This is a genomic window from Thermus hydrothermalis, from assembly GCF_022760925.1.
Taxonomy (GTDB): Bacteria; Deinococcota; Deinococci; order Deinococcales; family Thermaceae; genus Thermus; species Thermus hydrothermalis.
Genome location: NZ_JAKTNT010000021.1, coordinates 12,833 through 36,934 on the forward strand (window position 1 = coordinate 12,833; position 24,102 = coordinate 36,934).

At 65.5% G+C, this 24,102-nt stretch carries 30 protein-coding genes, 1 other RNA gene and 1 pseudogene; 20 read left to right on the forward strand and 12 right to left on the reverse strand.

From position 1 onward, the window contains the following. Positions 1 to 2 precede the first annotated feature (2 nt). The 3 genes from L0C60_RS11345 to L0C60_RS11355 all read right to left on the reverse strand — a co-directional run bounded on the left by L0C60_RS11345 (position 3) and on the right by L0C60_RS11355 (position 1,622). On the reverse strand, positions 3 to 200 hold the full coding sequence (locus L0C60_RS11345; RefSeq protein WP_243092784.1) for a hypothetical protein: 198 nt from the start codon (positions 198 to 200) through the stop codon (positions 3 to 5). 2 nt (positions 201 to 202) lie between these two features. Then, positions 203 to 649, reverse strand: coding sequence for a beta propeller repeat protein (locus L0C60_RS11350; protein WP_243092785.1), 447 nt, complete (start codon positions 647 to 649; stop codon positions 203 to 205). A gap of 94 nt (positions 650 to 743) precedes the next feature. Continuing rightward, positions 744 to 1,622, reverse strand: a complete 879-nt coding sequence (locus L0C60_RS11355) for a hypothetical protein (protein WP_243092786.1) — start codon at positions 1,620 to 1,622, stop codon at positions 744 to 746. 307 nt (positions 1,623 to 1,929) lie between these two features. On the opposite strand from L0C60_RS11355, the gene L0C60_RS11360 reads away from it, so the two are divergent. Both L0C60_RS11360 and L0C60_RS11365 read left to right on the forward strand, forming a co-directional pair. Continuing rightward, positions 1,930 to 2,907, forward strand: coding sequence for a hypothetical protein (locus L0C60_RS11360; RefSeq protein ID WP_243092787.1), 978 nt, complete (start codon positions 1,930 to 1,932; stop codon positions 2,905 to 2,907). Next, entirely contained in the window at positions 2,904 to 3,908 is a 1,005-nt protein-coding gene (locus tag L0C60_RS11365; RefSeq protein ID WP_243092813.1) for a hypothetical protein, read from the forward strand. The genes L0C60_RS11360 and L0C60_RS11365 overlap by 4 nt, the downstream gene beginning before the upstream one ends. Positions 3,909 to 4,952: 1,044 nt before the next feature. Here L0C60_RS11365 and L0C60_RS11370 read toward each other — a convergent pair. Further along, complete coding sequence (locus L0C60_RS11370; protein WP_243092788.1) at positions 4,953 to 5,402, reverse strand: type II secretion system protein; 450 nt, start codon at positions 5,400 to 5,402, stop codon at positions 4,953 to 4,955. 302 nt (positions 5,403 to 5,704) lie between these two features. Between L0C60_RS11370 and L0C60_RS11375 the strand changes: the two genes are divergently transcribed. The 3 genes from L0C60_RS11375 to L0C60_RS12840 all read left to right on the forward strand — a co-directional run bounded on the left by L0C60_RS11375 (position 5,705) and on the right by L0C60_RS12840 (position 6,507). Continuing rightward, positions 5,705 to 5,860, forward strand: coding sequence for a hypothetical protein (locus L0C60_RS11375; RefSeq protein WP_243092789.1), 156 nt, complete (start codon positions 5,705 to 5,707; stop codon positions 5,858 to 5,860). 140 nt (positions 5,861 to 6,000) lie between these two features. Beyond that, positions 6,001 to 6,294, forward strand: a complete 294-nt coding sequence (locus L0C60_RS11380; RefSeq protein WP_243092790.1) for a hypothetical protein — start codon at positions 6,001 to 6,003, stop codon at positions 6,292 to 6,294. Between the two features lie 84 nt (positions 6,295 to 6,378). Next, complete coding sequence (locus L0C60_RS12840; RefSeq protein ID WP_279231960.1) at positions 6,379 to 6,507, forward strand: hypothetical protein; 129 nt, start codon at positions 6,379 to 6,381, stop codon at positions 6,505 to 6,507. 243 nt (positions 6,508 to 6,750) lie between these two features. On the opposite strand, the gene L0C60_RS11385 is transcribed toward L0C60_RS12840, so the two are convergent. Further along, positions 6,751 to 7,086, reverse strand: coding sequence for a ParB/RepB/Spo0J family partition protein (locus tag L0C60_RS11385; protein WP_243092791.1), 336 nt, complete (start codon positions 7,084 to 7,086; stop codon positions 6,751 to 6,753). Positions 7,087 to 7,235: 149 nt separating this feature from the next. Between L0C60_RS11385 and L0C60_RS11390 the strand changes: the two genes are divergently transcribed. The 6 genes from L0C60_RS11390 to L0C60_RS11415 all read left to right on the forward strand — a co-directional run bounded on the left by L0C60_RS11390 (position 7,236) and on the right by L0C60_RS11415 (position 9,698). Continuing rightward, positions 7,236 to 7,394 (forward strand): hypothetical protein, encoded by a 159-nt coding sequence (locus tag L0C60_RS11390; protein ID WP_243092792.1) that lies wholly within the window; start codon positions 7,236 to 7,238, stop codon positions 7,392 to 7,394. Positions 7,395 to 7,411: 17 nt separating this feature from the next. Next, positions 7,412 to 7,633, forward strand: a complete 222-nt coding sequence (locus L0C60_RS11395) for a hypothetical protein (RefSeq protein WP_243092793.1) — start codon at positions 7,412 to 7,414, stop codon at positions 7,631 to 7,633. 662 nt (positions 7,634 to 8,295) lie between these two features. After that, entirely contained in the window at positions 8,296 to 8,421 is a 126-nt protein-coding gene (locus tag L0C60_RS12845) for a hypothetical protein (protein ID WP_279231961.1), read from the forward strand. Positions 8,422 to 8,985: 564 nt separating this feature from the next. Further along, positions 8,986 to 9,210, forward strand: a complete 225-nt coding sequence (locus tag L0C60_RS11405; protein WP_243092794.1) for a hypothetical protein — start codon at positions 8,986 to 8,988, stop codon at positions 9,208 to 9,210. A 24-nt stretch (positions 9,211 to 9,234) separates the two neighbouring features. Beyond that, on the forward strand, positions 9,235 to 9,480 hold the full coding sequence (locus L0C60_RS11410) for a hypothetical protein (protein WP_243092795.1): 246 nt from the start codon (positions 9,235 to 9,237) through the stop codon (positions 9,478 to 9,480). Then, positions 9,429 to 9,698, forward strand: a complete 270-nt coding sequence (locus L0C60_RS11415; protein WP_243092812.1) for a PIN domain-containing protein — start codon at positions 9,429 to 9,431, stop codon at positions 9,696 to 9,698. The genes L0C60_RS11410 and L0C60_RS11415 overlap by 52 nt, the downstream gene beginning before the upstream one ends. A gap of 33 nt (positions 9,699 to 9,731) precedes the next feature. Here L0C60_RS11415 and ssrA read toward each other — a convergent pair. From ssrA to L0C60_RS11445, 6 genes and pseudogenes are all read right to left on the reverse strand, one after another. Next, positions 9,732 to 10,072: a transfer-messenger RNA gene (gene ssrA / locus L0C60_RS11420) on the reverse strand. A 20-nt stretch (positions 10,073 to 10,092) separates the two neighbouring features. Beyond that, positions 10,093 to 10,322 (reverse strand): annotated as a pseudogene (locus L0C60_RS11425) (IS4-like element ISTth2 family transposase); the annotation flags it as partial. Positions 10,323 to 11,171: 849 nt separating this feature from the next. Continuing rightward, positions 11,172 to 11,978 (reverse strand): DUF7281 domain-containing protein, encoded by an 807-nt coding sequence (locus L0C60_RS11430; protein WP_243092796.1) that lies wholly within the window; start codon positions 11,976 to 11,978, stop codon positions 11,172 to 11,174. Next, positions 11,950 to 13,170 carry a hypothetical protein gene (locus L0C60_RS11435; RefSeq protein WP_243092797.1) on the reverse strand — a complete coding sequence of 407 codons (1,221 nt, stop codon included), beginning with the start codon at positions 13,168 to 13,170 and terminating at the stop codon, positions 11,950 to 11,952. The genes L0C60_RS11430 and L0C60_RS11435 overlap by 29 nt, the downstream gene beginning before the upstream one ends. A gap of 65 nt (positions 13,171 to 13,235) precedes the next feature. Next, positions 13,236 to 13,835, reverse strand: a complete 600-nt coding sequence (locus L0C60_RS11440) for a hypothetical protein (protein WP_243092798.1) — start codon at positions 13,833 to 13,835, stop codon at positions 13,236 to 13,238. After that, complete coding sequence (locus L0C60_RS11445; protein ID WP_243092799.1) at positions 13,832 to 17,365, reverse strand: ATP-binding protein; 3,534 nt, start codon at positions 17,363 to 17,365, stop codon at positions 13,832 to 13,834. Before L0C60_RS11445 ends, L0C60_RS11440 begins: the two co-directional genes overlap by 4 nt. Before the next feature lie 322 nt (positions 17,366 to 17,687). Between L0C60_RS11445 and L0C60_RS11450 the strand changes: the two genes are divergently transcribed. Beyond that, on the forward strand, positions 17,688 to 18,035 hold the full coding sequence (locus L0C60_RS11450; RefSeq protein WP_243092800.1) for a DUF6883 domain-containing protein: 348 nt from the start codon (positions 17,688 to 17,690) through the stop codon (positions 18,033 to 18,035). Next, the gene (locus L0C60_RS11455; protein WP_243092801.1) at positions 18,014 to 18,229 is read left to right on the forward strand and encodes a DUF4926 domain-containing protein; all 216 of its coding nucleotides are present in this window, start codon (positions 18,014 to 18,016) and stop codon (positions 18,227 to 18,229) included. The genes L0C60_RS11450 and L0C60_RS11455 overlap by 22 nt, the downstream gene beginning before the upstream one ends. A gap of 296 nt (positions 18,230 to 18,525) precedes the next feature. On the opposite strand, the gene L0C60_RS11460 is transcribed toward L0C60_RS11455, so the two are convergent. Next, positions 18,526 to 18,702, reverse strand: coding sequence for a hypothetical protein (locus L0C60_RS11460; RefSeq protein ID WP_243092802.1), 177 nt, complete (start codon positions 18,700 to 18,702; stop codon positions 18,526 to 18,528). 463 nt (positions 18,703 to 19,165) lie between these two features. Between L0C60_RS11460 and L0C60_RS11465 the strand changes: the two genes are divergently transcribed. The 7 genes from L0C60_RS11465 to L0C60_RS11490 all read left to right on the forward strand — a co-directional run bounded on the left by L0C60_RS11465 (position 19,166) and on the right by L0C60_RS11490 (position 23,582). Next, a complete protein-coding gene (locus tag L0C60_RS11465) occupies positions 19,166 to 19,597 on the forward strand; it encodes a VUT family protein (RefSeq protein WP_243092803.1) in 432 nt (143 codons plus the stop codon). A gap of 276 nt (positions 19,598 to 19,873) precedes the next feature. Further along, positions 19,874 to 19,996 (forward strand): hypothetical protein, encoded by a 123-nt coding sequence (locus L0C60_RS12850; protein WP_279231962.1) that lies wholly within the window; start codon positions 19,874 to 19,876, stop codon positions 19,994 to 19,996. Positions 19,997 to 20,014: 18 nt separating this feature from the next. Next, positions 20,015 to 20,221 (forward strand): hypothetical protein, encoded by a 207-nt coding sequence (locus tag L0C60_RS11470; RefSeq protein WP_243092804.1) that lies wholly within the window; start codon positions 20,015 to 20,017, stop codon positions 20,219 to 20,221. A 33-nt stretch (positions 20,222 to 20,254) separates the two neighbouring features. Then, positions 20,255 to 20,836: a hypothetical protein gene (locus L0C60_RS11475; RefSeq protein WP_243092805.1), complete on the forward strand. Its 582-nt coding sequence runs from the start codon at positions 20,255 to 20,257 to the stop codon at positions 20,834 to 20,836. A gap of 40 nt (positions 20,837 to 20,876) precedes the next feature. Further along, positions 20,877 to 21,182, forward strand: coding sequence for a phospholipase D-like domain-containing protein (locus L0C60_RS11480; protein WP_243092806.1), 306 nt, complete (start codon positions 20,877 to 20,879; stop codon positions 21,180 to 21,182). Continuing rightward, positions 21,176 to 21,736, forward strand: coding sequence for a hypothetical protein (locus tag L0C60_RS11485; RefSeq protein ID WP_243092807.1), 561 nt, complete (start codon positions 21,176 to 21,178; stop codon positions 21,734 to 21,736). Before L0C60_RS11480 ends, L0C60_RS11485 begins: the two co-directional genes overlap by 7 nt. A 277-nt stretch (positions 21,737 to 22,013) precedes the next feature. Beyond that, positions 22,014 to 23,582 carry a hypothetical protein gene (locus tag L0C60_RS11490; RefSeq protein ID WP_243092808.1) on the forward strand — a complete coding sequence of 523 codons (1,569 nt, stop codon included), beginning with the start codon at positions 22,014 to 22,016 and terminating at the stop codon, positions 23,580 to 23,582. Positions 23,583 to 24,102: the final 520 nt, after the last annotated feature.

Sequence of the window (24,102 nt, forward strand, 5' to 3'; positions counted from 1 at the left end):
TCCTAAAGGGGTCTAGACCCCTTAATGCGGCCCCGGGCGTCGTAGTGGTAGACCCGCTGTCCCCGACGGACCATGACCGTGTCCGCTGTCCAGCCCAGGACCTCGTCCTGGCTTGAGATGCTGATGTGGCCGATGATCCGTCCCCGCTCGTCAAACACGTCCAAGATGTTTCCCCGCCTGCGCACGGATGCGATTTTCATAGCTACCTCTCCCTTTCTTGACTCAATTCTAGTGTAACGGTGCGAAAGACGTCAGCGCCAAAGACAAACCGCCCCTTCCCAAAATCCCCTCCGAGGATGAGAATGTCGTAGGAGCCATCTTCTACCTGGAGGCGGCGAAAACGCCGCAGGTCCCGGCTCACCAGGAGCTCATTTCGGCCGGATACGAAGACATACGTGCCGTCTCCGTAGGCGACCCCGAACAGGTCCCACTCCGGGTTAAGGTGGAGGGTTTCCCACTTCAGGCCATCCCTGGAGCGCATGAGTACCCCGGCGTTGCCCACGGCCAGGAAGCCCACCTCCGTGTAGATCACGGCATACATGCGGGCCGGGGCGCGCACCTCCCGCCACGCCTCCCCATCCGGGGACACCAGGAGGCGGTAGGGGGTCACCGCCACGAAGACTCCCTGGCCGAAGGCTACGTCTTCCACGCTTCCTCCAGCCTCGTCCACCGTGTGCACCCGGACTTCTACCTCAGGCGCGTGAGCGCAGGCGGCAAGGAGGAGGCCCACCAGGGCCCAACCCCTAGTCCACCGCACGAAGGAGGAGCTCCTCGGCGAAGCCCGCATAGGTGCGCACCACATCTGGGTCCCTGAACCACTTCTGGCGCTTCGCCTCCCGCCAGAGGCGGAAGTTGTACGCGCCCGCTTCCCCTTGCATCGGGAGAGGGAGGCCTGGGAGAAGGGGTGGTAAACCGCGGTCCAGAAAGCCGTAGCCCCGCTCCCAGAGTTTGTACCAAAGGTGCCGCCACAAGTGCCGCGTATACCAGTCCCACTTTGCCAGGGTCTTCCTGTCCCCTAGGAATACGAAGCCCTCCTCCACCGCCAGGTACCCCTGGTATTCCGCGGGCTCTCCCTGGATCAGGCGTTGCACCCACCGGGCTTCCTGCCCCTGGAACCGGCGGTAGGCCACCCAGTTGGCCAGGCTTTCCTCAACAATGCGGCCCCATAGCTCCCCGTAGGGGGTCGGTCCCGTGTCCATGAGGGCGTGGCCCAGCTCGTGGTAGTAGACCTTGTCCAGGACCAGGTTGGGGTTCACCCCTTCCCGCCCCGCCCAGGAGAGGATGCGTTCCGGGCAGAGGAAGATGGCGGGGCCGTTATGGCGGCGGAGGACTTCTTCTTCCGGGTCCCCTTCCGCCAACCGGAGGAGCTCTTGCTTTTGCGCCCCATCCAGTTGGGCCACGTAGAGGCCCACCGCCACCACTTCCTGGTAACTGTCCCACGGCGCTACGTCTAGGCCCTGTAGGGGTTCGCCCTCGTCCTCCTCCCTCCGCCTGCGCCTCTCCTCTGCCCAGCGGCGGACCGCTTCGGGGTGGAGAAAGCGCATGCGCTCAGGGGGGTTGAGGTAGTCCATCTGGCGGCGGTTGACCAGAAAGACCGGGATTTGGACCGCTTTCCTTCCCATGGGCCCGTCCATACGCCGCCAGAGGGTTTCCCTGGAGAAGTCCATCTTCCCCGCTTCCCTGGAGCCGAGGTTCGCCCGTGCGATTGGTAGAGGCTTTGCCATACCGCATCACCTCAATGGTCAAGGTAGTGGTGGCAAGGAAACGGCGCTTTTTTATCGCGAAGGGCAAGGCAAGGAAATCCCTCTGCGACGCCCCTTTCTTCCATCCCGCCTTCGCATTTGCGAACCGTGCTAAGGTGTTCCTTAGAGCATGGAAAGCCGCGGGAGAAAGCCCAACCACCTGGTCTATGAAACCCTGACCCACCTTATGCGCGAAGGGAGCCTTCCCGGCCTCGGCCCCGGGGCCAGGGCGGCCCTCATCCTCCTCTTCCTCGCTCTGGAGGCCACCTGGAAGATGGGCCTAGAGGGCAAGCGCCCGAAGGCCCCCGACCTCGCCAAGGCGGCCCGGGCCTTGCGGGACGGGAGGAGCCGGTTCGGGAAGGCCCTGCGGCAGGCGCTTGAGGAAAACCTAGAGCTCCTCCTCCCCTGGGCGCCCGAGGAGGTCCGGGACGAGCCCCCGCCCAAACGGGCCGAGGCCCTGCGCCGCCACCTGGTGAGGAGCGCCACGGGCTACCGGCCCCGGGACCTCTGGCGGGAGCTCCTCCGGGCGGTGGAGAGGGGATGGCCGGGTACTCTTGGGGCCTTTTCTTGGGTATGCGGGGACTCCCCCTGCCTTCCCCAAAATCCCGAGCTTGCCCTGGCCCTTATCCCCCTTCCCGCCATGGGGGAGGCGTTTTTCGCTACGGTGGAGAAGGGCAACTCCCTTGGGAGCCGGTCCCTCCTGGAACGGGCCACCAGCGCCCTTTTCGTCTTTGGCTTCCTGGGCTATGGGGAGGCCTTTCCCTACGAGGGGCACATCTGCGGGTTCTTCCGGCCCGCAAAGCCCCTCCACGCCCTCTGCAAGGACGGCCAAGCCTTTCTCTTTGCGGACCGTTGGGGGACCCTCCTGGAGGCCGAAAGGAAGCGCAACCTGAGCCAAGTGCGCCTGCGGGCGTACCTTGGTCCTGAAGAAGAAGTCCTCCTCCCCTCCCCAAACCTTCGGAGCCTTCTTGAGGGCTGGTACGCCTTCGCCCAATCCCTCCTGAACGCCTACCTGGCGCACGGCGGGCCCCTCTACCCGTCTAAGGACTCTTCCTCGGGATACGACTGGGACCTGGTGAAGGAGTACCATGAGGCCATCCTCCGTGGGCTGCGGGAAGGGCGGTGCCCCTTCCTGTTTGCCCCGGGGGCGGGGGTGGGGACGTGAGGCCCTTCCGCGAGCTCTTGAGGGAGGCTTTGGAGGCCCTGGCCTCCGGGGAACCCTCCCTGGGGGAAGCGTTCCGCAAGGAGGCCTTGGCCCAGGCCCGGCTCGGGCCCTCGGGGGAGGACCCCGTGGCCCGGGCCCTGGCCTTGGGGCGGCGGGCCCTCGTGGCCTTGGCCGAAGGGGACAGGAAGGGAGCCCACCGCCACCTTCAGAAGGCCGTGGAAAGCTATCCCGGCCTGGGCGGGGGGCTTGCCCTGGAGCTCCTGGTGCGGCTTGGGGAAGAGGAGGGCTTGGAGGTGGAACCCTACCGCGCCCTCAGGGAGAGGGAACACCGCGCTTGGGAAGAGGCACCCTGGGGCCTGCGTCTGCTAAAGGCGCTCAGCGAGGTGCCCGCCCCCTTCTGGCGGCCCTTCCTGGAGGACGGGGCAGGGGAGAGGCCCCGGGGGGCGGAAAGGAGGCCTCCTTCCCCCCGCCGGAGGCGGGAGCCCATCCGCCCCACCCTCCGCCTGCCGCTCCGCCACCGCCCGGAGGGGGGGGAAGGGCGGGAAGGGGCGGTGCGCTCCCTCCAGATGCTGCGGCAGATGGACTTCCTCCCCTCTACCCCTCCCCGCCCAGGTACCTGGCGCTCTGAGGGAGACACCCTGCACCTGGACGAGGGGGGCCGCCTGACCGTGCGCCTGGACCGGCTCCGGGCCTGGGGTGGGCTCCTCGCCCTCGTGGGGAGCCGGGGGAGGGTCCTCGTGCCCCTCCCCTGGGAGGAGGCTGGGCCCCGCTACCGCCTCCACATCCCCCTGCCGGGAAGGCCGGGGGAGGACCTGGAGGCCTGGGTCTGGACCTGGGAGCACCTGACGCCCGAAACCCTGGAGGCCCTCCTCGAGGACCGGAAGACCTTCTACTCCCGGGAGCTCCTCGCCGCGTGGCTCCTTGAGGCTTTCATGAGGGGCCAGGCCGACCCCGGGGAGTGGGTGAGGGTCCTATACCTCTTAGGAAACGGTGAGCCGTAGGCCTAGGTCCCGTACCCACGCCGATGGAAGAGGGCGCAAGAGAAACCTCCTCCCCAATGCGTTCCTAGCCGCCGACGCGGGGTGAAGGAAAGATGGGGATGCGTTCCTTCTGCCGCTTCCCGCAAGCGGGCCTACTGGCCTAGGTAGGCCTCCACCGGGCGGCGCGACGACCAAGCCGGGACTGCGTGGACATCGGCGGGGATAGGCCCGGGTAGGTCGCCGCTACGGCTTTAGGAGAGCGGGCCTCAAGAGCGCCCCCTGGTCTCCAAACGCGGAGGGCGCTGGGCGCACTTCCTCTCTGCTTGTGGCGCGCCCTCCTGGAACACCGGACGCAAGCGGAACCCAAGGAGGAGCCCTACGGGGAAGGGGGGTCGTGAAGTCGAAGGCTGGCTTCCTAGGTTTCACCTGAAACCGAAGGCTCGGGGTCCACGTCTTTCTCATCGAAAGCCACCAAGGCTGGTGGATTTCCCCCACCCCATACCCTTGCAGTTCAACTTTCCGGTTTATCCTTGGGATTACGCATAATATGGCCGTATGTGCACCACCCTGGATCTCCCCGACCCGCTTTACCGGCATCTCAAGCTCCGGGCCGCTAAGGAGGGCAAGACCTCAAGGAGCTGGTGGTGCGCCTCTTGGAGGAGGCCTTGAGCCGTCAGGCCCCCAAGGGTTCCCGTCCTCTTCCCCTGGTAGAGGCCAAGGGTCGCCACATCTCCGCCGTGCGGGAAGCCGATCTCTGGGAGCTTTTAGAGGGTGGATCTTCCCGACCTTAACGTCTGGTTTGCTCTCCTGGTGCCGGAGCATCCCTTTCACCCTCGAGCCCGGTCCTACTGGGAGGAAGCGGATACCGTGGGGCTGGTTCGCGTGACCGGCGGCCGCAAAACCTCACCCCCCTGGGAGAGAGCAGGTACCTGGTCTACAGCGTGGGGTACGTAGAGGGCGGCATCAAAGGCGTTGCCCCCTACGCCCGGGTTACCCTCTTCGCCTTGCGCTGAGGCCCAAGCGAAAGGAGGGGAGCTCTAAGCTCCCCTCCTTCGCTCACCCCGCTCAGTAGAGGGTGAAGTCGCAGCTCGTGGGGGCGGCGCCGGTAACCGGGCTGTTCGTCCTGGCCCGAACGCCCTTGGAGGTGGCCTGGTACCAGTACTGCCCCGCCGTGGTCCCGGCGATAACGCAGTACTCGCGGTTGTAGTCCACGCCCGTGGTGATGAAGTTCACCGTGACCGGCGGGTTGGTGGGCGGGTTGTCGATGGGAGGAACGAGGCTCCGCAAGGCGTTCAGGCTGTTGGCATACTGCCGGTTGAAGCCGTAGTACATCTCCTGGTACTTCTGGATCTCCCGCAGGTACCCCTGCACTATCGTGTCGTTGCTGGAGCGGCGGTTAGCCTCCATCCGGGGCAAGAGCGCCACGATGAGAACCAGGAGAATGCCCACCACCGCCACCAGCTCGATGAGGGTGAAGCCCGCCGTGGACTGCAAGCCTTTCGCCTTCTTCCGCATCTTCCATCCTCCTTACCGCTCTTGGCCTCCTCCCGAAGTTTCCTTCAGCGCTTCCAGGGCTTCCCGGATGCCCTCGAGGGCGCGCACGGCGCGGTATAGGAAGTAGAAGGAAAGGCCCATGACTGCCAGGCTGAGGAGGGCGGAGAGAACCTAAAGGCGTCCACCAGGTCCTAGAAGCGGCGGAACGCCTGGACCGCCAAGAGCAAGAAATCGCCGCGCTGAGGGACCAGCTCCACATCTTCTCCGACTTTGTCCACGAGGTAATCATCCAGCATCTCCTGAAGGACGCCACCCTAGGCTACGTGCGGGCCACGGGCAACCTGAGGGACATTCCCCTGCTTTCGGAAGAGGCCATCGCCATCCTGGACATGCTCGCCAGCAAGGCCCCCCCAACCACCACCCCGGACCCCAAAAAGTACGACCGGTGGTGGCACCGGTTGCTCAAGCGGAAAAAGTAGGCCTTCAAGGGGTTGGGGCGGGCGTGCGGATTGCGGAGTGCGCTCTTGCCCCCACGAACCCATCTAGCTAGCTTTCGTGGGGGCAAGATGCCGCCCCACACCACCCACGCCTCCCCCCCATCTCACGAAAGGAGGTCGCCATGAAATACATCCTCTACGGCGTGAACCCGAACACCAAAGACTTCAACCCCATCACCCATCTGGTCCTTCTGACGGAGGAAGAAGCGAGAGCCCTAACCGCAGCTGTGGAGGAGTACGACGACTTCGAAAAGCGCTTTCGCGGGCGCTTTATAGACGCCCGGAAGCTTCTCCTTGCCGTCAGGAGCATCGTCCAGGCAACCCTCAAAGCCGCCCAGAACGAACCCATCGGCCGCTTCCTCCTGACCCACCCCAACACCTACGTGGACTTGGGCGAAGGCGCCCACATCGCCTAAATAGGCCGGGTAGGGGACGCGTACCTCCGGGCCTATGTCCGGGACGAAGAAGGCAACGAGGACCGGGAGTACGGGGTAGAAGTGGTGGAAGACCTCGAGGACCCCCACGGGATCGTCCTCTACCACAGGCGGGCCCAAGACCTGGAGGGAGCCAAAGCCCTCGCCCTCGCCAAAGCTCAAGCGCTCCACGAAGCCCTCTCCCTGGAAGAGTAACCCCCTCCCACCCAAAAACCACCCCCAAACCGTACCAAATGGCCCGACATCCCCCCTAACCCCCCTCCGGCTCTCATGAAAGCCCAAAACCAAAGGCAAATCCCTAGGCTCTAGAGAGAGGGGGGAAAGGAAGACTCTACAGGGCGGGACAAGGAAAACGGGGCCCCACGGCCCCGCCCAGGAAGCTCAACTCTCCCTAGTCCCTGGCTCCCTCCTCCGCCCCGCCCTCGGAATTCCCCTCGGCTACCTCACCCGCCACGCTACCCCGCTCCTTCGCCGCCCATACCTTCCCCAAAACCAAGACGGGCCGGAGCCAAGAGGGCGGCTTCTTGCGGTGCTTCTCCCTAATGCGCTGGACATCGATATAGTCGTGCCGTCCTCCACGGGGCGGACCAGAATGGGGTGAATGAGCCCATGCTCGCGCATGGAGGCCACCAAGTCCTGGATCTGCTCGGCGTCCTCCTCAAGGCGCGGCTGGATGGAGCTGGGGCGGATGGCCTCGAGGGGAAGCTCCACAACATCTCCCGTACCGTAGATCTCCCCGCCACCCACCTCTTTCGTGCGCTCTCCTTCGCTCATGACCGCAGTATAAGAAAAGAGGGGGAACAGAGGCAAGGCAAACCTATGGAGCAAATAGAGGGCGGAAAAGCGAGCGGGAAGGGGGAGGGAGGGGGGCTGGGAAATACATACTCAGTTCGTACCATGAGTCCAAAAAATGGGGGGGTAAAATGGCAAAGAAGCTCGTCCCGAAGAGGCTTTCCTTGTGGGATCAGGGTGATCTGACCCGGCTCAAGACCCGCTCGGGGGCCGGAGCGCACAGGGACAGGAGGCGGGGAGCCCGGCGTAAGGGGGCTCTGAAGAGGGCCTTGGCCCAAGAGGCCGAATAGGGAAAGGAAGCTATCCCATGGTGTGGCCACTGGTGGAGGAAGCCATCACCCGGCTTGTGGAGTACCGCCTGAGGGACAAGGCCCGGCTACGGGCCTGCGTGGGGGTGAACGCCTACGACGTGGTAGAAGCGGACCTGACGCCGCCACGGGAGGCGGACCCGGAGGTGTGGTTCCGGGAGCGCCTGGCGGCCCAGGCGGACCACCCTTACCCCGCCTGGGTGGAGGTGCGGGGAAGGTAGAAAGGGAACGGAGGGCCCCATCCTCCTGGCGGTGGCGCATGACCGGGTGCTTCCCTTCTAGGTAGGTATCGGAAGATTTGGGGTCCTGCACCTACGGTTCCCTTCTGGCTTCATTCGTGGGGGCAAGACTGCCCCAAAGGTCCCAATGGGAAGCCGACTCCGCTTGCGTTCTCTTCCGGGTGCGGGAAGGGTGAGAGGGGGGCGGGGACGGTGCGGCGGGTCCTCAGGCCCCATTCGCCTATTGAGGATATCCTTATACCCGGTGGTCCAGGCCATCCTCCTCAGGGCGGGAAAGGGGCCATCAAGCTGGACTGCTAAAAGCGAAAAAGGGGAATCCTCGATGCCATTCAGGAGAAAGGGGAGAAGCGCCTAACTCCACCGCTTCCTCACTCATGGGGGCCAAAGAGGCCTTAGAACGCTTCCCCCTAGCGGGATGGGCAGGGGTATGGGGCGCCAAGGGGATCCTGGCCAAAGTATCCTGGATGGGCTCCGACGTGTCCGTGTACACCTTCACCTTCCCGGTCAGAAACCCTGTGGACCCCTTGACCCTACACTTCCCGGAAAACACTCTCGAGGCCCGCCGAGAAAACTCCCTCCGCAGGAACCTGCTCTGGAAGCGGTGGGCTTCTCCGACCGAACAAGCTGTGAAGCACCTATGAGAAATGAGGGTCCTTCACAAACTGGCCAAGGCCCTCCACTTGCCCGAACTGCCGGAGGCCCTCGAGGCGGGGGACCAAAGCGTAGTGGAGGAAGCGGTGGCGAGGGTGGTGGTGATGGGACTGGCGTAGCGGCGGGGTGTCTTGCCCCCACGACCCTTCCTTCACCCCAATCGTGGGGGCAAGACACCCTCCCCCAAACCCCACTGCACCGGGATCCCTAACACCTCAGCCGAGCCTTTTACTCACCGCTTGGGTCCGCGGCACGGACGGCTACATTGGAGTGGCCCCGGGTGTGGGTCAGGGAAAGCCCTGCCCAAACTTCCGCCCCTTCAGGTCCCGGAAGTTCTCCTCTATCCATCCCTCCGTCGTGCCCCAGGGGGACTCGGTCAAAGCCCCGGTTCAGGGACATAGCCCAGGGCCTGGACCTTGCGGCCCAGGCGGTGGAGGAAGGCTTCCTCCATCCGGTTCTGGATGGAGAAGGGCGCTGGTGTGCACGGGATTTTCTGAGGGGCCGGAAGACCGTGTGGACCTAGGTTGTGGGAGCCTGAAGGAGGAGGTTTGGGGTTCGCGTACCTGACCGACCTCCCGTCCTTGCTTCCCCTTGCCAAGCCCCTACAGAACAAGAGGTCAGCTCCGCCCCAGCTTGACTCCGTTGTCTAATACTTCTACGCTCAAAGTGTCATGGAGCGGAGGGTGCGTGTCAAAGCGAAGTCCAAGGGCCGGAAGCTTTTGCTGGCGCCCTTGGGGGTTTTGCGTGGTCGGCGCACCCTCCACATCCCTGTTCCTCTTGAACCCACGGACAAGGCGGAGGCGCGCCGGCGGGCCGAGGAACTGGAAGCCTTCCTCCAGGACCTCTTAGCCCGCAAAGGCCTTTCCCGGGGCGAGTTAGAAGCGGCCTGGGAAGAGGCGGGCCGCTGAGCGTCTTCCAAGAGGAGGGGCTTCTTGCCGGAGACGCCGCAAGAGCTTGTCCATGCGCCCCTTATCCTCGTGCTGGACGCCAGCGCTGCGGTGGGGGAGGTGTTGCGCAAACGGGGCGAGGCTCTCCTGACCCACAAGGACCTGGCCCTCTTCGTGGCCGAGGGGAGATCCGCCACGAGCTCGCCAAGCGTATCAGGCGCCTGGCCGAGCGAAAGGGACTGGCGGAAGGCGAGGCCGAAGCACTCCAGGAAAGGGCGCTCCGCCTTCTGAAAGCTTCCATCCGAACGGTGCCGCGCAAGGCCTACGCCCCTATGGAGAAAGAGGCCCGGCTTCGGGTTCCACGGGATCCCCAAGACTGGCCCGTGGCGGCCCTAGCCCTCTCGCTCCGTGCCGCCATATGGTCTACGGACGGGGACTTCTGCGGGAGCGACATCCCCCTTTGGCACACCGAGGTTCTGGCGGCGTGGCTCGGGGTTGACCCCCGATAAAAACGATGCGGACCGGGGAAACCCCGTCCGGTTTGGTGGAAGTGGGGGGAGTTGAACCCCCGTCCGAAGGTACCTACGGCGGGCGTCTACACGCGTAGTCCGCGTTTTGGGTGTCCTCCTGGCTTGGCCCACGGACGGGCGGCCAGGAGCAAGCCCCGTTGCGCTTCGCCGAAAGCTACGGAGCTTGGCCATCAGCTAGCCGATCTTGTGTCCCCGCGCTAGGTCCCACCGGCAGGGCGCCTAGGCAAGGTCGCGGTCATTACTTTGTGGCGCGGAGGGTGAGGCTAGCGCCCGGCCGTGGGGATGGGGAGCTGAGCTCTCATCCCTTTCCCCACCCCTGTACCCGTTGCCGGGAAAGACCCCCAAGCACCCCCACCGCCACGCCCTGCAGGGAAGGAGGACCCTCCGCCAGAAGGTGGCGGGCCAAGCGGAAAAGGCTCTGCCCCTCAGGATGCGCCACCACCCCCTGCCCCGCAAAGTGGCCCCCAAAAGGACCAAAACAGCCATCCCCAGGAACAAAAGCCAAAGCCATCCCCTAAGGCTCCCCTCCCTCCTCAGCCCGTGCCGGTCCAACCCAAACCCCCGCCCCTTCAGGTCCCGAAAAGCCTCCTCTATCCCCATCCGCAGGCGGTGTATGCCCGTGCGTTCGGGGGGGACGAACGACCTCAACAGCGTCACCTACAGCGCGGGCCGCTTCGTGGTGAGGTGGGAGGGTATCCTCGCCACCTCTCCCTAGCCGTAGCCGGGCCTACCCGTACGCCGCCGACAGCCAAGAACGCCCTGAGCCGCCCCCTTCTGTCCGAGGGGGGCGGGTCTTCTCCACGCGGTCCTTGGCCTGCTTGATCCGTTGCCCGAGTTCAGGGGAGGCCAGGTGGTCAACGACGGGTTCCCACCTAGGAGAAAAACGCCTATTACGAGCTTTGCCGGGAAAGCCCCCTCTTTTGATGGGAGGAAGGCCGGGCGTCTTAGAAAGGTCCTGGCCTGGACCCTAAACAGGCCGTAGAACGGGATCGGCCCAAAGGGAAGCCTCTGGAGAGGGAGGCTGTTGCGCGGATACTGGGGAGCCGCCCATGCCCGCGTAGGTTTCCCCCTGTAAAAGGGGAAGCCCACCAAGGCAAGATCCTGCGGTCCATCCCCTCCCCCTGCGAAATCGCCGCCCTGGGAACGCGAGCCCACCGCTACGGGCAACCGGTGGGAGATGCTCCTGCCTCGCTTTACACCCCTGGCAGGAGCCTGCCAGGTTTTGTGTTTAGGGGCCTCGCGTGGAGTGGCGGCGCTCTTCGGCGCCCACGGCGCATGGCAAGCTTTTGCCACTTTCCGACCTCCCCTCGAGGCCACCCCCTTGTAGCCCCCTCTAGCCCCTACCTCAATTGGAGCAGCTTGGATTCCTCATAGGTTCGTTACAAACTGAGGAATTCAAGGCAGGAAGAAGCGTTAGGCTCGAGGCGCAATAGGGGAGAAGGCCATGGCCCATCAGGCCAGGTAGCGCTCCTGCGGCACCGCCACCGCCATCTCGGCCATCTCTTCCCAGAGAGAGGCGAAGGGCTCCCGGGCGAAGCGCCCCACGTCCACCCGCTCCACCTGGCTCCTGTACCGCTCCCGCATCTCGGGCTTGGCCATGGCTTCCCGGTAGAGGGCGAGGCGGGCAGGGCCTTCGGGCACCACCAGGCCCCAGCGGGGAAGTTCCGCCACCAGCCCCTCCGCCATGGCCAGGCCGGCGGGGTCCAGGTCAAAGGCGAGGAGGACCTCCCCCGCATAGCCCCTTAGGGCCTCCCCCCAAGGCAGGGGGCGGGTCCGGGCGCCGTCGCCCCGGTAGAGGAGGATGTAGTCCGCCGGGTGTTCCCGCCGCTCCCTTTCCCCCAAAACCTCGAGGCCCTCCCCCCGGTAACGGAGGAAGGCCTCGAGGTTCTCCACCAACACCAGGGGAAGCCCCTCCGCCCGGGAAAGGAGGACCTCTAAGGGGAAGACGGCGTAGGCCCCTTCGGGAAAGTCCGGGGCGAGGCCCAAAGCCCTCCGCCCCTCGCCCACCCCCCGCACCGCCACCTCCACCCCGGAGGGCCGGGCGGAGCGCTTGTCGTTGCCCAAGCGCTCGTACGCCTCCCTTTTGGAAGGGGGCGGGCTCTCGCTCGCATAAGCCTCCAAAAGGGGAAGCGCTTGGGCGGTGAGCTCCCACCACCCCTCCCGGTAGCGGGCACCCCCTTCCCCCACCAGGCGGGGGAGGAGGTGGGCCAAGGCCTTGGCCTCCTCCCCGCTAAGGACGCACCGCCCTTTCTCCCGCAACCTCTTCTGGATAGCCCGCAACCTCCTCACGGAAGACCTCCCGGATCCAAAGGGTCCAGCCGTCGCTCCAGAGGTCAAAGCGAAGCCCGGGGAGCTCCTCCCGCCTCTCGTACAGGTGGAGGGCGAGGAGCGTGTGCGTGGTTTCCCCCAGGCCCCGCTCGGAGGCGAACCCGGACAGGGTGGCGTGGGGAGAGGCCAAGAACGCCTCTTCCAGCTCTCGGAGGGTTTCGGAGGCCTCTTCCCCTTCGGCGAAGACCTCCTCCGGTTCCAGGACCTCGAGGGGAGCTGGCTCCTCCGGTACCTCCCCCCACTCCCCCCGCAAGGCCCCCCATTCCTCGTCCGCCGGGAGGAGGAGGTGGGGGCGCTCAGGGGCAAAGAGGAGGGGGAGTTCCCCTTCCAGGCCTTCCTGGGCCAGGCGTTCCAGGCGCTCCCAGATCTCCCGCCGCGCCTGCATCCGGCGCACGAGCCCCTCGCCCAGGCGCTGGAAGAACCGGATCGCCTCGTCTATGCTCCTCGCCGCCCTCGCCTTCACGCTCGTTCTGAGCCTGAAGAGCGCCCTTTCCGCCCGCTCCATCTCCGCCCGCACCGCCCCCTCCGCCTCCAGGGGAAGCCCCTCGAGGAGAAGGGGCAAACGCGCTTGCAACCGAGCGCTCTTGGCCGCCAGGCTGTCCTCTTCCCCGTCCAGGCGCTCTAGCGCCCTCAGGATAAGCCCCGCCTTCTCCTGCACCTCCCCCAGCCTGGCCCAGGCTTCCGCCAGGGTGATCTTCCCGTCGGCCAGCTTGGTTTCCACGTCAAGGCGCACGAGCTGGCGCAGGCTCTCGGGGGTTCGGACCAGAAACTCGGCCAGCTCCTCCAGGGTTTGGTGGTGGCGTTGCAAGTAGGCCAGGGCGTTGTTGAGGAGGCCCTTGGTCAAGGCGTCCTCGAACCAGGAGAGGCTCTCCTCGGCCCGGGCGAAGGCCTCCAGGGCTTCCTGGGCCCGCTCCCCCGCCTGAACAAAGGTCTGGAGGATGCCCCCCGAAACCGCGTGGAAAAAGTTCGCCAGGGCGCTCGTGGGCCGGAACTCCCCCTCGTCCCCGCCCATGAGGAAACCGTAGGCCTCGAGCTCCTTGAGGAGGTCCTCCCCGGGAGGGGGAGGCGGCGCTTCCCGCTTCCCCTCCCGGTGGAGGAGGAGGCCAAAGAGAAACTCCTGCACCTCGGGCTTGGCCAGGAGGCGGATGGCCCTCTCAAAACGCCTGCGCGCGAGGCGGATGGCTTCCCCTATGGTCCCACCTCCTCTCTCCCCGCCCGCCCCGCAAGCTCCTCGTAGACCAAGGCCAGGCTGGAGAAGGCGTAAGCCTCCCCCTCCACCCGGTAAAGGAGGCCTCCCTTCACGAGCCCCTCCAGAAGCCCGTCCCACGCCTGGAGAAGATCCTCGTCCCCTTCGCCCTTAAGGTACCCCTCCGCCCGCAGGAAGGTTTCGTACCGGGAGCGGTCCCCGCTGAGGAGGAGGAGGTGGCGCACCCCATCGGAGCGGGGGTGGAAGCGGAAGCCAGGCGCCACCTCCAGGCCCGCCCCCAGGAGGAGGTGCTTGAGAAAGAGGTACTCCTTGAGGCGCCCTTCCGCCCGCTCCCGGAGGCGCCCCCGCTGGTCCCCTCCCATAAACCGCCAGTAGGCGGGCGTGGGAACGAGAAAGAAGACCATGGGCTCCTCAGGAGGAAGGGCCCGGAGGAGGAGGCCCTCCGCCTCCAGGTGCGCCTCCACCTCCGCCCGATGCCGCTTCAGGAGGGCGAAGTCTCCCCTTTCCTCCCGGTCCCCGTCTTGGCGCACGAACCCATTGCGCCTTAGCCGGAAAAGAGCTTCCGCCCACTCCGCGCTCACCCTTCCCTCCTTCCCACCACGCCCTCCATGGGGCCATCCCCTTGGGGCTTCACCGCCATGCCCCGCACCTCCACCACCTTAAAGACCGCCCGCCTGGCCACCTCCACCAGGGTTTCCTTGCTGGGCGTCGCCCCCAGGAGGACGAGCCCCAGGGCTTCTACCCCTTGGAAGAGGGCGGCGGCGTTCTCCCCGTCCAGGCGCCCTAGCTCGTCCACCAAAAGGGGAAGGCGCACCCCGGAGCCCCCATCCAGGAGGCTCACCAAGGAGGCCGCCAGGGCGTGGGCCATGGCCGCCCCCTGGCCCGTGGACACCTTCCCCCTGAGCTCGCCGAGGGTGGAGAGGGCTACCCGCCTCCCTCCCCGCTCCAGGACAAAGCGCAGGCGGAAGCTATCGGCGAGGAGCTTCTCCAGGGGGATCTCGGCGTACCGCCTGCCCACCCGCTCCAGGGAATGGAGGCTCGCCTCGAGGTCGCCTGCGGGGAAGAGGGGTTGAAGGTTCGGACGCTGAAAGTGCTCCACCACGGCTATCACATCCTCCCTAAGGCGCCCGAGCGCCTCTTCCAGCTCCCTTTCCTCCCGCTCCACGTTCCCCTCCAGGCGCACCTCCGCCCAGCGGACGGTGGGGAAGGCGAAGGTCTTAAGCCGATCCTCCACCATCCGCACCAGTTGGGCCAAGCGGAGCCTAGCGCTCCTCGCCTGGGTGAGCTTGGCCTCCAGGGCGTGGACCTGGGCGCTTAGGCTGCGGGAGAGGGCCAGCCCCCTGTGCTCGTAGTGCGTCTCGAAGTCTTCGGGGAGGAGGTCCTTCCCCCGATCCAGGCGCCGGAAGGGGACCCCTAGATGCTGGCGCATCCGAATGACCCGCTCTTCCAGCTTCTCCACCTCATCCGAGAGGCGCCGCAAGCGCTCGGGTTCTGGGGGGTCTGGGGGGAGCTCGGGGAACGGGGCCTCCCACTCGGGGGCCGAGCTGGGAAACTGGTCGCTGAGCCGCTTCCGCAAGTCATCCACAGCGGGGGTATCGTTGAGGGCCCTTTTGAGCGCCTCCCAACGGGCCCGCTTCGCCGAAGCCTCTTGGCGCACCCTATCCCTTTCCTCCCTCAGGGCTTTCTCCTCCCTTTCGTACGCCGCTTTCAGCGCCTTTTCCCTCTCCTTCAGGGTATGGATCTCCCCCTCCACCTGGGCGAGCTCCGCCTCTAGGGCGGGGAGCCTCCGGGCTTCCTCTTCCGCCCGGCGCAACGCCTGCCAGGCTTCAAGGGCCTTCCCCAGGGTTTGCGCCTCCCGCTCTAGGGCTCGGCGGCGCTCCTCCAGGGGAAGGAGTTCGGTTGGGGGAGGCTCGTCCTCCACGGGGAGGCGGAGCTTCCGCTCCTCTTCCGCAAGCACCTTCAGGGCCTCGGCGAAGGGCTTGCGGGCCTCCTCCTGGGCTTTTTCCAAGCGCCCTTTCCACTCCCTTTCCATCGCCTTCCGGCGCGACGCCAAGGAGGCTAGCCCTTCCTCCACCTGGGCGAGGCCTTTCCTGAGGCGGGCGAGGGCTTCTTTCCGCTCGGCGAGGAAGCGCTCCCGGCGCTCCTTCAGCCACCCCTCGAGGCGCAGGAGGCTTTCCCGAAGCTCCTCCTCCCGCCTTTCCCGGGCTCGGACATCCTCCTCTAGCGCCCGTACCCAGTCCTCGGACCGGCGGACCTCCTCTTCCTTGCCCTTTAGGGCCTCCTCCGCCTGGTGGAGCTTCACCTCCAGGTCCGCCAAGGGGTCGGGGGGGACAGGGAGGTGCGATACCCGCAAGGCCACCTCGCCCACCCCCACCCGGTCCGGGGGGAGGGAAGGCGGGGAGAAGAGAACGGGCTCGAGGTCGTTCCGCTCCAATAGGGAAGGGGAGAGGACCCTTCCCACCCCTTGGCGCCAGGAGGGCACGTTCTTGTCCAGGAAGCCGAGGAGCGAGCCTTCCTGGCGTAAGCGCCCCAAGGCCTCCCGGAGCTTGAGGACCTCCTCCCGCTTTTCCTCAAGGCCCCGCCTCTCCCGCTCCAACTCCCGTTTCGCCCCCTCCAGCTCGTTCCGCTTTTTGAGGAGCGCCTCCCGGAAACTCCCGAGCGCTTCCTTGAGGCGGGCGATCTCCTCTTTGGCCCGGCGCCACTCGTCGTCTTGGGGCTCGTTCTGGGCCTCGAGGCGGGCCAGGCTTTCCCGAAGCTTCAGCCTCTCTTCCTCAAGCTCCTTTCGCTCCGCCTCGAGGCGCGCTTCCTCCTCCTTCCAGGCCGTTTCCAGGCGGGTCCGGGCCTCCTCCACCGCCCGCTCCATCTCTTCCCGGAGCGCTTCCTTCCGCCGGCCGACCTCCTGAAGCCGTTCGGCCCTTTCCCTCTCCCGCTCCGCCCGCCTCCTTTGCCTCTCCGCCTCCCACGCCGCCCCCTTTTGGGCTATCTCCCCCTCCAGAAGGCGAAGCTCCCGCCGCACCTCTTCTAGGCGCAAGGGCAGATGGGCGCCGTCCAGGTGGGACCAGGGGGCCATGGCCGCTTGGGCCCGGCGAAGGGCTTCCTGGAGGGCGCGGATCTGCCCGGAAAGCTCCCCCTTCCTCATGGACAGCTCCTCCAGTTCCCCTTGGAGGGCCTCGAGGTCCTTTTCCCGCCTCTCTAGGAGCTCTTGCAACCTATCTTCGCACTCCTTCGCCTCCGCCTCTAGTCCCCTCACCTCCTCCTCGAGGCGGGGCAGGGCTTCCTCCGCCAAGAGGCGGGTAGCGCCATAGAGCTTGAACTTCGCCACCAGGTCCCCACGGGCCCTCCTATATTCCTCCACCTCGGGCATGGTCTTGGCCATCTCGCCCAGTTCCTCCAGCTCCTCCCGGATCTCCCGCAGGCGCTCCTGGAAGTTGGCCGTGGGGTAGGCCTCCCCCTCCGAAGGGGGCAGGGCCAGGTCCACGAGAAACTGGCGGACCCACTCTTCCTTCAGGGCTTCCCCAAGGGATAGCCCGAGAAACCACCCGAGGGAAACCTTCCCCCCGGAGGGGAAGGCGTGGCCCCGCAGGGGGGAGCGGGAGCGCTCGGCGAAAAGCCGAGCGTAAGCCTCCGGGCTGCGGACCTCCACCACGCTTTCCCCCACCAACCCCATGGCCGCCAGGCGCTCGTGCAGCTCGTTGGGCGTGAGGAAGCGGCGCCCCTCCCTCAGGATGTCGGGCTCCACGTGCCCGGGGAGGACCAGGTAGCGGTATTGGTTGCCGTGGGCGTAGGCGATGACGGTGGTGGGCCCTTCCCGTCCCAAGAAGTGCCCCCCCAGGTACCCGCTTAAACGCCTGTGGGCCCCATCCCCGGAAGGGGGCGCCAGGTAGAGCTCCCGGAAGCTCCCCCCGCCTCCCACCAGGCGGTCGGGGTCGGGATGCCCGAAGAGAAAGGCCACGAGGCGCAGGAGGCTCGTCTTGCCCACGCCGTTGCTTCCCACCAAAACGGTGGGGCTTTCCAGGGACAAGGACGAGAGGACGGCGCTCCCGGGCCTGTCGGGGTGGGGGAGGACCCAGAAGAGTTTTCGCAAGCCGTAAAAGGCTTTAGATTCCGTCATCCATTTCACTTTACTCTCCCCTAATGAGAAGCGCTCCCTAGGCCGGGTGGTGGGCGAAGCGGGCCTCGAGGCCCCCACCCAAGGGGCGAAGCCTTCAAGCGCCAGCCCGCTTTGGGGTAAGAGGGAAACGGGGATAGGGGAGATAGCGGGGCTATGGGGGCTTTTAACGCCGATGGTTTTCCAAAGAAGAAGGGTAAAGGCGCTAGGTTTCCCGGGGGATGCTTCTTCGCGAAAGCTCCCTTCTGTGAAGGGAAAACCCTACCTCCTTTAGGGGTAGGAGAAGGTCACCCACGGGAGGCAAACGAGGCACTATACTGGCCCCGTGCGCTTCCAGGTACCCCGGGCCAAGCTCACAGAGTACCTGCTCAACCCCAAGCACCCGGCGGGAGGGAGCAAGGCCCGCTTCTTCGTGGGCTTGGGCTTTGCCCCTGAGCGCCCCGAGGTCCTGGAGGCGGCCCTTCTGGGCCATGCCCGGGAAGCGGAGGAGGTGGAGCGCCGGCCCGGGTTCCAGGGTCAAGGCGTGCTGGTGGTCCTGAGGGGACCCCTACTGGGCCCCGGAGGGGAGGCGTGCGTACAGAGCGTCTGGTACCTTGAGGAGGAAGGGGAAGCGGCTCGTTTGGTAACGGCGTACCCTTGGAAGGGGAAGGGATGCGGGAGCACGACTTGGTAGTTCTTAAGCGGGACAAGGAGGCGTGGGGCCTGAAGGCGGGGGATGTGGGCACCGTGGTCCTGGTGTATCCCCACGGGGGCTACCTGGTGGAGTTCGTGGACCACGAGGGTAACACCCTGGCCCTCCTGGACCTATCCGAGGAGGAGGTGGCGCCCCTCACGGGGCCCGCCCTTCTTCGGGCCAAAAGCGCCTGAGCCCTCGCCCGCCGCCCGGCTCCCTTGGCTGGGGGGGTTGCTTCGTGGAAGCCCGGAAGCCCGAAACTTACCGCCCCTCACAACCGGAGCTCCACCATATGGAGCACGAGCTTCTGCCCACCACCTCGTGCCCCAGGGGGGCCCCCTCTAGCCGTATCACCTGAGCGAGCCGGAGCATCCCGCTTTCCCAGGACATGGGCCGGTGGAAAGGGCCCCGGAAGAGGGGCTTGCCGAGGAGGGGTAGCCGCCTTTCTGCTTAAGATTTCCATCGCATCCCGGCTTTCCTAGCTACATGTTTAGATTTCGCGATCGTTCTTGGAGCTAAGAAGAGATGCCTCGAGGTCCTTCCGCCTTTCGTACCAGAACCGCCTGGAGTGCGTGGGGTCGTAGGTCTGCTCCTCAACCCGCCCCACCTCCCGGCCGGGAAAAAGGGCCAGGTCCAGGGCCTCGAGGCCTTGAAGCAGGTCCTTCAACCCAACCGTATTTTTCCAGTGGCGAAGCTGCTTCACCGACGGGAACGTACCCCACAGCTTTAGGTTTAATTTCCATGCGGCGAGCTACTTCACGGTAGAAACCCTCACGGGTCTGGCCCCCATGCGCGGAGGACACGCAGTTTTGGGTTGTCAGGGCTATAGCCGACTCGTCCCCCGCTGAAACGCCTCAGCCATTGGTCGAGGCCACGTTGGATGAGCTCGTAAAGGCTTTGCGTAAAGAACACCACCGCAATGTCCCAGTCGGGGTGTCTGAGATGCATCAGGACTGCCTTTTGGCAAATCAGCACTGTCTTGCCCGAACCCGCGATCCCCCGGATACGTTCCGGTGGAATCTGCTTGGCTATGCTCTCTTGCTGGAAGTCAAGCCAGGGTAGCTGTTCGCGCGCCTGCTGCACTACTAGAGCTCGCTGCCGCACGGGAAGAGGCGGTCCGCCACCTCCCCGTGGACATCGCCTTCCTCTGCGGCCTCTACGATCCCGTCCCCATAGAGGACGCAGAGCACCCCGCCCTCCTCCCCTCCGACTTCCTCCTGCAAAAGGGGGACGAGGCCAGCTACGCCCGCATCCGGGAGAGGCTCATCCCCTTCCTGGGCCTCTACGAGCGCCGGGTGGCCTACCTGGCCCCGCCCGCCTACCGGGAGGCGGTGAAGGGGCTCCCTGTCCCCCGGGGGTTCTTGGCCGGGCGGGTGAGGGCCTCCAACCTCTCCATCCTCCTGGATACCGCGGTTTTCATCGCCACCGCCTTCGCCGGCACGGGAGCGCCCCTTCTCCCCCTCATAGGGAGCCAAGCCGCGGTGAAATTCCCCACGAGCCTGTTCCTCATCCCGCTCCTCTACCACATCCGAGCTTCCCTCAAAGAAGCTCAAGCGGGCTGAGGCTCAAGCTCCTCTTCCCGGCGAGGGGGAGCTTCCCAAGCGCGGGAAAAGCGCTATCCTCTTCTTAGGGACTGGGCCCGGGGCATACCCCGGGCCTAGTACGCTCAGGCCGCACCGCCAACCACGGGAAGAAAGGATGATGATAGAACCGGCGGCCAAACGGGCCATGGAAGCGGGGGCGGAGGTTTCCGTTTTCCTCTACCTCAACCCCAGATCGTCGCCCGCCTCCCAGACCGCTTCCGCCTGGTAATCCTCCCGCTAGACGATCCTGACGCCATGGCCTGGTCCCTTGACCGGGGTCTGGGCGAGGAGCCCGCCGTTTACGCCCTCACGCGAGAAGGGAAGGTGGTGGCCCTCCTGACCCCCAAGGGCCCCATCGCCGTGAAAAACCACCCTTAGGGCGGGGAAGGGGCTGCCATGCTGAACTGGCAAGAGCGGAAAAGGGAAATCCTCAATGCCATCCAGAGGGAAGGGAAGAAGAACCTCCTCCCCGATGAGCTCCTCCACTTCCTCCTCGAGGGGGCCAAGAGGGCCCTGGAGCGCTTTCCCCTGGCGGGGTGGGTGGAGGTGCATGGGCGAGTGAGCGCGCATGACGCCAATGGGACCCTCGCCAGGGCCTCCTAGATAGGCCCCTACGTATCCGTGGGCGTCCCGGCTGTGCTGGTCGGGGGTACCCTAGACCCCAGCGCCCTCCGCTTCCGCCTCCCGGAAAACACCCACGAGGCCCGCCGAGAAAACCCCCTCCGCAGGGACCTCTTTTGGGAGCGGTGGGCTTCTCGGAGCAAGCGGGGGACGCGCCACCTTTTTGGCCTGAGCGGGGAGATCTGGTCGGGCCTCCTGAGGTCCGCGATTTTCGCCAACGGCCTCGTCTTCCGGTGGGAGCCCGGGGAAAAGCTCTGGCGGGGCTACCGCTACCACGAGTTGCCGCCCTACTCCCTCCAGGGCAATCCCGTGCCCTTCTACCTGGCCATCCCCGAGTGGACCTTCACCAAAGGCTTCCCGCCGAAGGTCCTGGCGCCGGGCGACCCGGTGGCGGTGCAGGCGGCCGCGGTTTCTCCCCAAGAGAAACGCCTGCTCACCGCGCTCCACGATAGGGTGCCTTGGCCTAGAGAGATGAAGATCCTTCACAAACTGGCCAAAGCCCTCCGCTTGCCCGAACTGCCGGAGGCCCTCGAGGCGGGGGACCCAGACGCCTTGGAGGAGGCCAGGGCCAGGGCTTTGGTCCTCCACCTGGGGTGAGGGCCCCTCGGGTTTGGGCCCCAGGAGAACTTTGGAGGAGGTGGAGCTCCTCCTCGGCTTGGAAGAAGGCTACAGCGCCGCCCTTTCCCTCTCCGCCCTCTGGCGGGAGGCCCAGGACCTCCTCTCCCTCATGGGGGGAAAGCGGCGCCTGGAGGTGCGGTACCTGCCCGGAAGCCACAGCAAGCTCTACCTCCTGGAAGGCCCCGCGGGGGTGCGCACGGTTTTCGGGAGCCTGAACCTTTCCCTGAACGCCTGGACGGGGGAACAGGCCGAGATCGCTGCCTTCTCGGACCCGAGGTCCCTCCACGCCACCTCACCGAGGAGAACCGCCTGGCCCAGGTGGTGAAAGGGGTAGGGGACGACCCTGGAGTGCGCCGGGCCCTCGTCCTCACCGCCAACCTGGAGCACTTCAGAAGCGAGGAGCAGATCCTGCGCCGGTCCTGGTTCGTCCCCTTCGAGCACCTCCCCCAAGGGGTAGCCTCCACCGACCTCGAGGACCTCCTCAAGACCGTCCGCCCCGACTTGCTCCTCCTCTTCCTGAAGGAGGCTTTCCCTACCCCCGAAGCGATGGCTGCCCTTCTCCACGCCAAAGACCCCCTCGCCCCCGAGGAGCCTAACGGGGACTACCGGGCCCACCTCCTCGCCCGCTGGCGCAACCTCTACCACACGCAGCGGGAGCTGTTCCGGGAGATCCAGGCCCCCGACATCGCCACCGGCAGAGTCATCCCCTGCTTCGTGGTGGACAAGGAACGGGCGGGCTTTCTCGTGCCCCTCCAGTCCTTCGACAACGGCTTCAGCGGGAACGGCCAGGCCTTCCTCCTGAAAAAGGAAGCCTTCCTTCAGGCCATCGGGGAGGCGAAGCCCTGGTGGCGAAGGAGGATCGCGTGGTGGAAGGGGTGAACGAAGCGATGGCGGGCCCGTACTTGGAGGGACTAGAGGAAATAACGGGGGGAAGTGGTGTCAGGTGCTAGTCTAATGAACAAGAGGTGAAGACATGGGACCAATGTGGCGCTCGGTTGCACATAGGTTGGTGGTCTTTTTGGCTGGAAGTTTAGCCCTTACGGTACAAGCCCAGGGCGGTGGAGGCGTGGGGGATACCCCCCTGCCGGGTGCGGGACAGGTATGGCGGACGGTATCCACCCGGCTTCACGCCGTCGCCTACGGCGGGGGCCGTTTCGTGGCGGTCGGGTGGGGTGGTACCGCCCTCATCTCCACAGATGGCGTGAACTGGGTATCCACGCCCTTGGGAACGGCGGCTCTTCTCATGGGCGTTACCTACGGCAACGGTCATTTCGTGGCGGTGGGGTTAGGCGGTACAATCCTTACTTCCAGGGACGGAACGAACTGGTCTCCCGCGAGGTTGGGGCTGATAAGGGCAAAGGGCTTCAACGGCGTTGCCTACGGTAGAAATGGGTTTGTGGCGGTGGGGTTTGACGGTGCCATCTTCTTCTCCCCGAACGGGATGGACTGGTTCTCCGTGCGTTCGCAGACGACCAACAGCCTCAACTCCGTTACCTACGGCGACGGTCGTTTCGTAGCGGTGGGGGAAAATGGCACTATCCTCGTTTCCCCAAACGGAACAAGCTGGCTTCCCGTGAAATCGGGGACAACGAGCCATCTCAACGCTATTGCCTACGGTGACGGCCGTTTTGTGGCGGTAGGACCCAGGGACACCATCCTCACCTCCACAAACGGGACGGACTGGACCCCCGCACGTTTGGAAACGCCAAGCTACTTCACTAACGTCACCTACGGCGGGGGTTGGTTCGTCGCGGTAGGGATTCTCGGCACCATCTTTGTTTCCCCGGATGGGGTGAACTGGACCCGTGTGCGGTTTGGGATGGGGAATTCCCTTTTTGGCCTCACCTATGGCGGGGGCCGCTTCGTGGCGGTAGGAGCAGGTACCAGCATCCTCGTTTCTCCGGACGGAGCGAGCTGGGTTTCCGTTGGGGTGGCAACAACAGACTTCCTCGAAAGCGTCGCCTACGGCGAAGGTCGCTTCGTGGCGGTTGGGTTTGGTGGTGCCAGCATCCTGGTTTCCCCGGACGGAGAAAACTGGGCCTCTGTGGGTACATGGGCAAACGGCCTTCGGGGTGTCACCTACGGCGGGGGCCGCTTCGTGGCGGTAGGAAAGGACGGCGCCATCCTCGTTTCCTCAGATGGAACAAACTGGATTTCTGTGAGTTCGGGGACGGCGCACCACCTCAACGCTGTTGCCTACGGCGGTAGTCGCTTCGTAGCGGTCGGGGAAGGTGGCACCATCCTCATCTCCCCGGACGGGATGAACTGGGCTCCCGCCCGTTCAGAAACAGAAAAGGACCTCAATGGGGTTGCCTACGGCGAAAACCGCTTCGTAGCGGTAGGAAATGATGGTGTCATCCTCGTTTCCCCTGACGGAACCGGCTGGCTCCCTGCGAGCTCGGGAACGGCAAACCGCCTCAACGCCGTAACCTATGGCGGTAGTCGCTTCGTGGCGGTCGGGGATAAGGGCACCGTCCTCACTTCCACAAATGGGGTGAGCTGGACCCACGCACGTTCAGAAACGACGAGGAACCTCAATGGTGTCACCTACACCGGGGAGCACTTCGTGGCAGTAGGCCAAATCGGTACCATCCTCGTTTCCCCAGGCGGAGCGAGTTGGTTTCCTGTGAATTCAGGAGTGCTAAGCCCCCTCAAAGCCGCCGCCTACGGTGGAGGCCGGTTCGTGGTGGTGGGGGAAGATGGCACCATCCTCGTTTCTCCCTAGCCGGACCCCCTGTACGCCACCGACAACCAAGAACGACCTGACCCGCTCCCTTAAGCAGAAGGAAGCGGACAGAGGGAATAGCCCTCGAGGACCAAGGAGGGTCTTCAGCCCTCGAGGTGGGGGACCCGAAGGCGGTGGAAGAAGTGAAAGCCAGGGCGCTGATAATGAGGCTGAGGCGATGCGGGAGGCGGTGAGAGTGTCTTGCCTCCACGGTACTGATAAGAAAACGGTCGTGGGGGCAAGACGCCCCGCCCCAAGCCCCAAAGCCTATTGGTTTAGTTTTCGCTTCCAGCGCCCTTCGGAAAATGCGAGGAGTCCAGGAGCGGGCGCTCGCCCGCCTAAAGGCGCACCCCCCAGCGGGTGGACGGGTGGCAGGAGATGGCGTGAGAAGGAAATGGGCGTCACGCAAAAACGACATTGGCTGACGGGATGCTCCGGTACCGTGGGCAGAAGGAGGTGCGCATGACGGTGAAAAGGGAAAGGCTCCTCGAGGCGGCCCGGGATGCGGTAGCGGACTGAT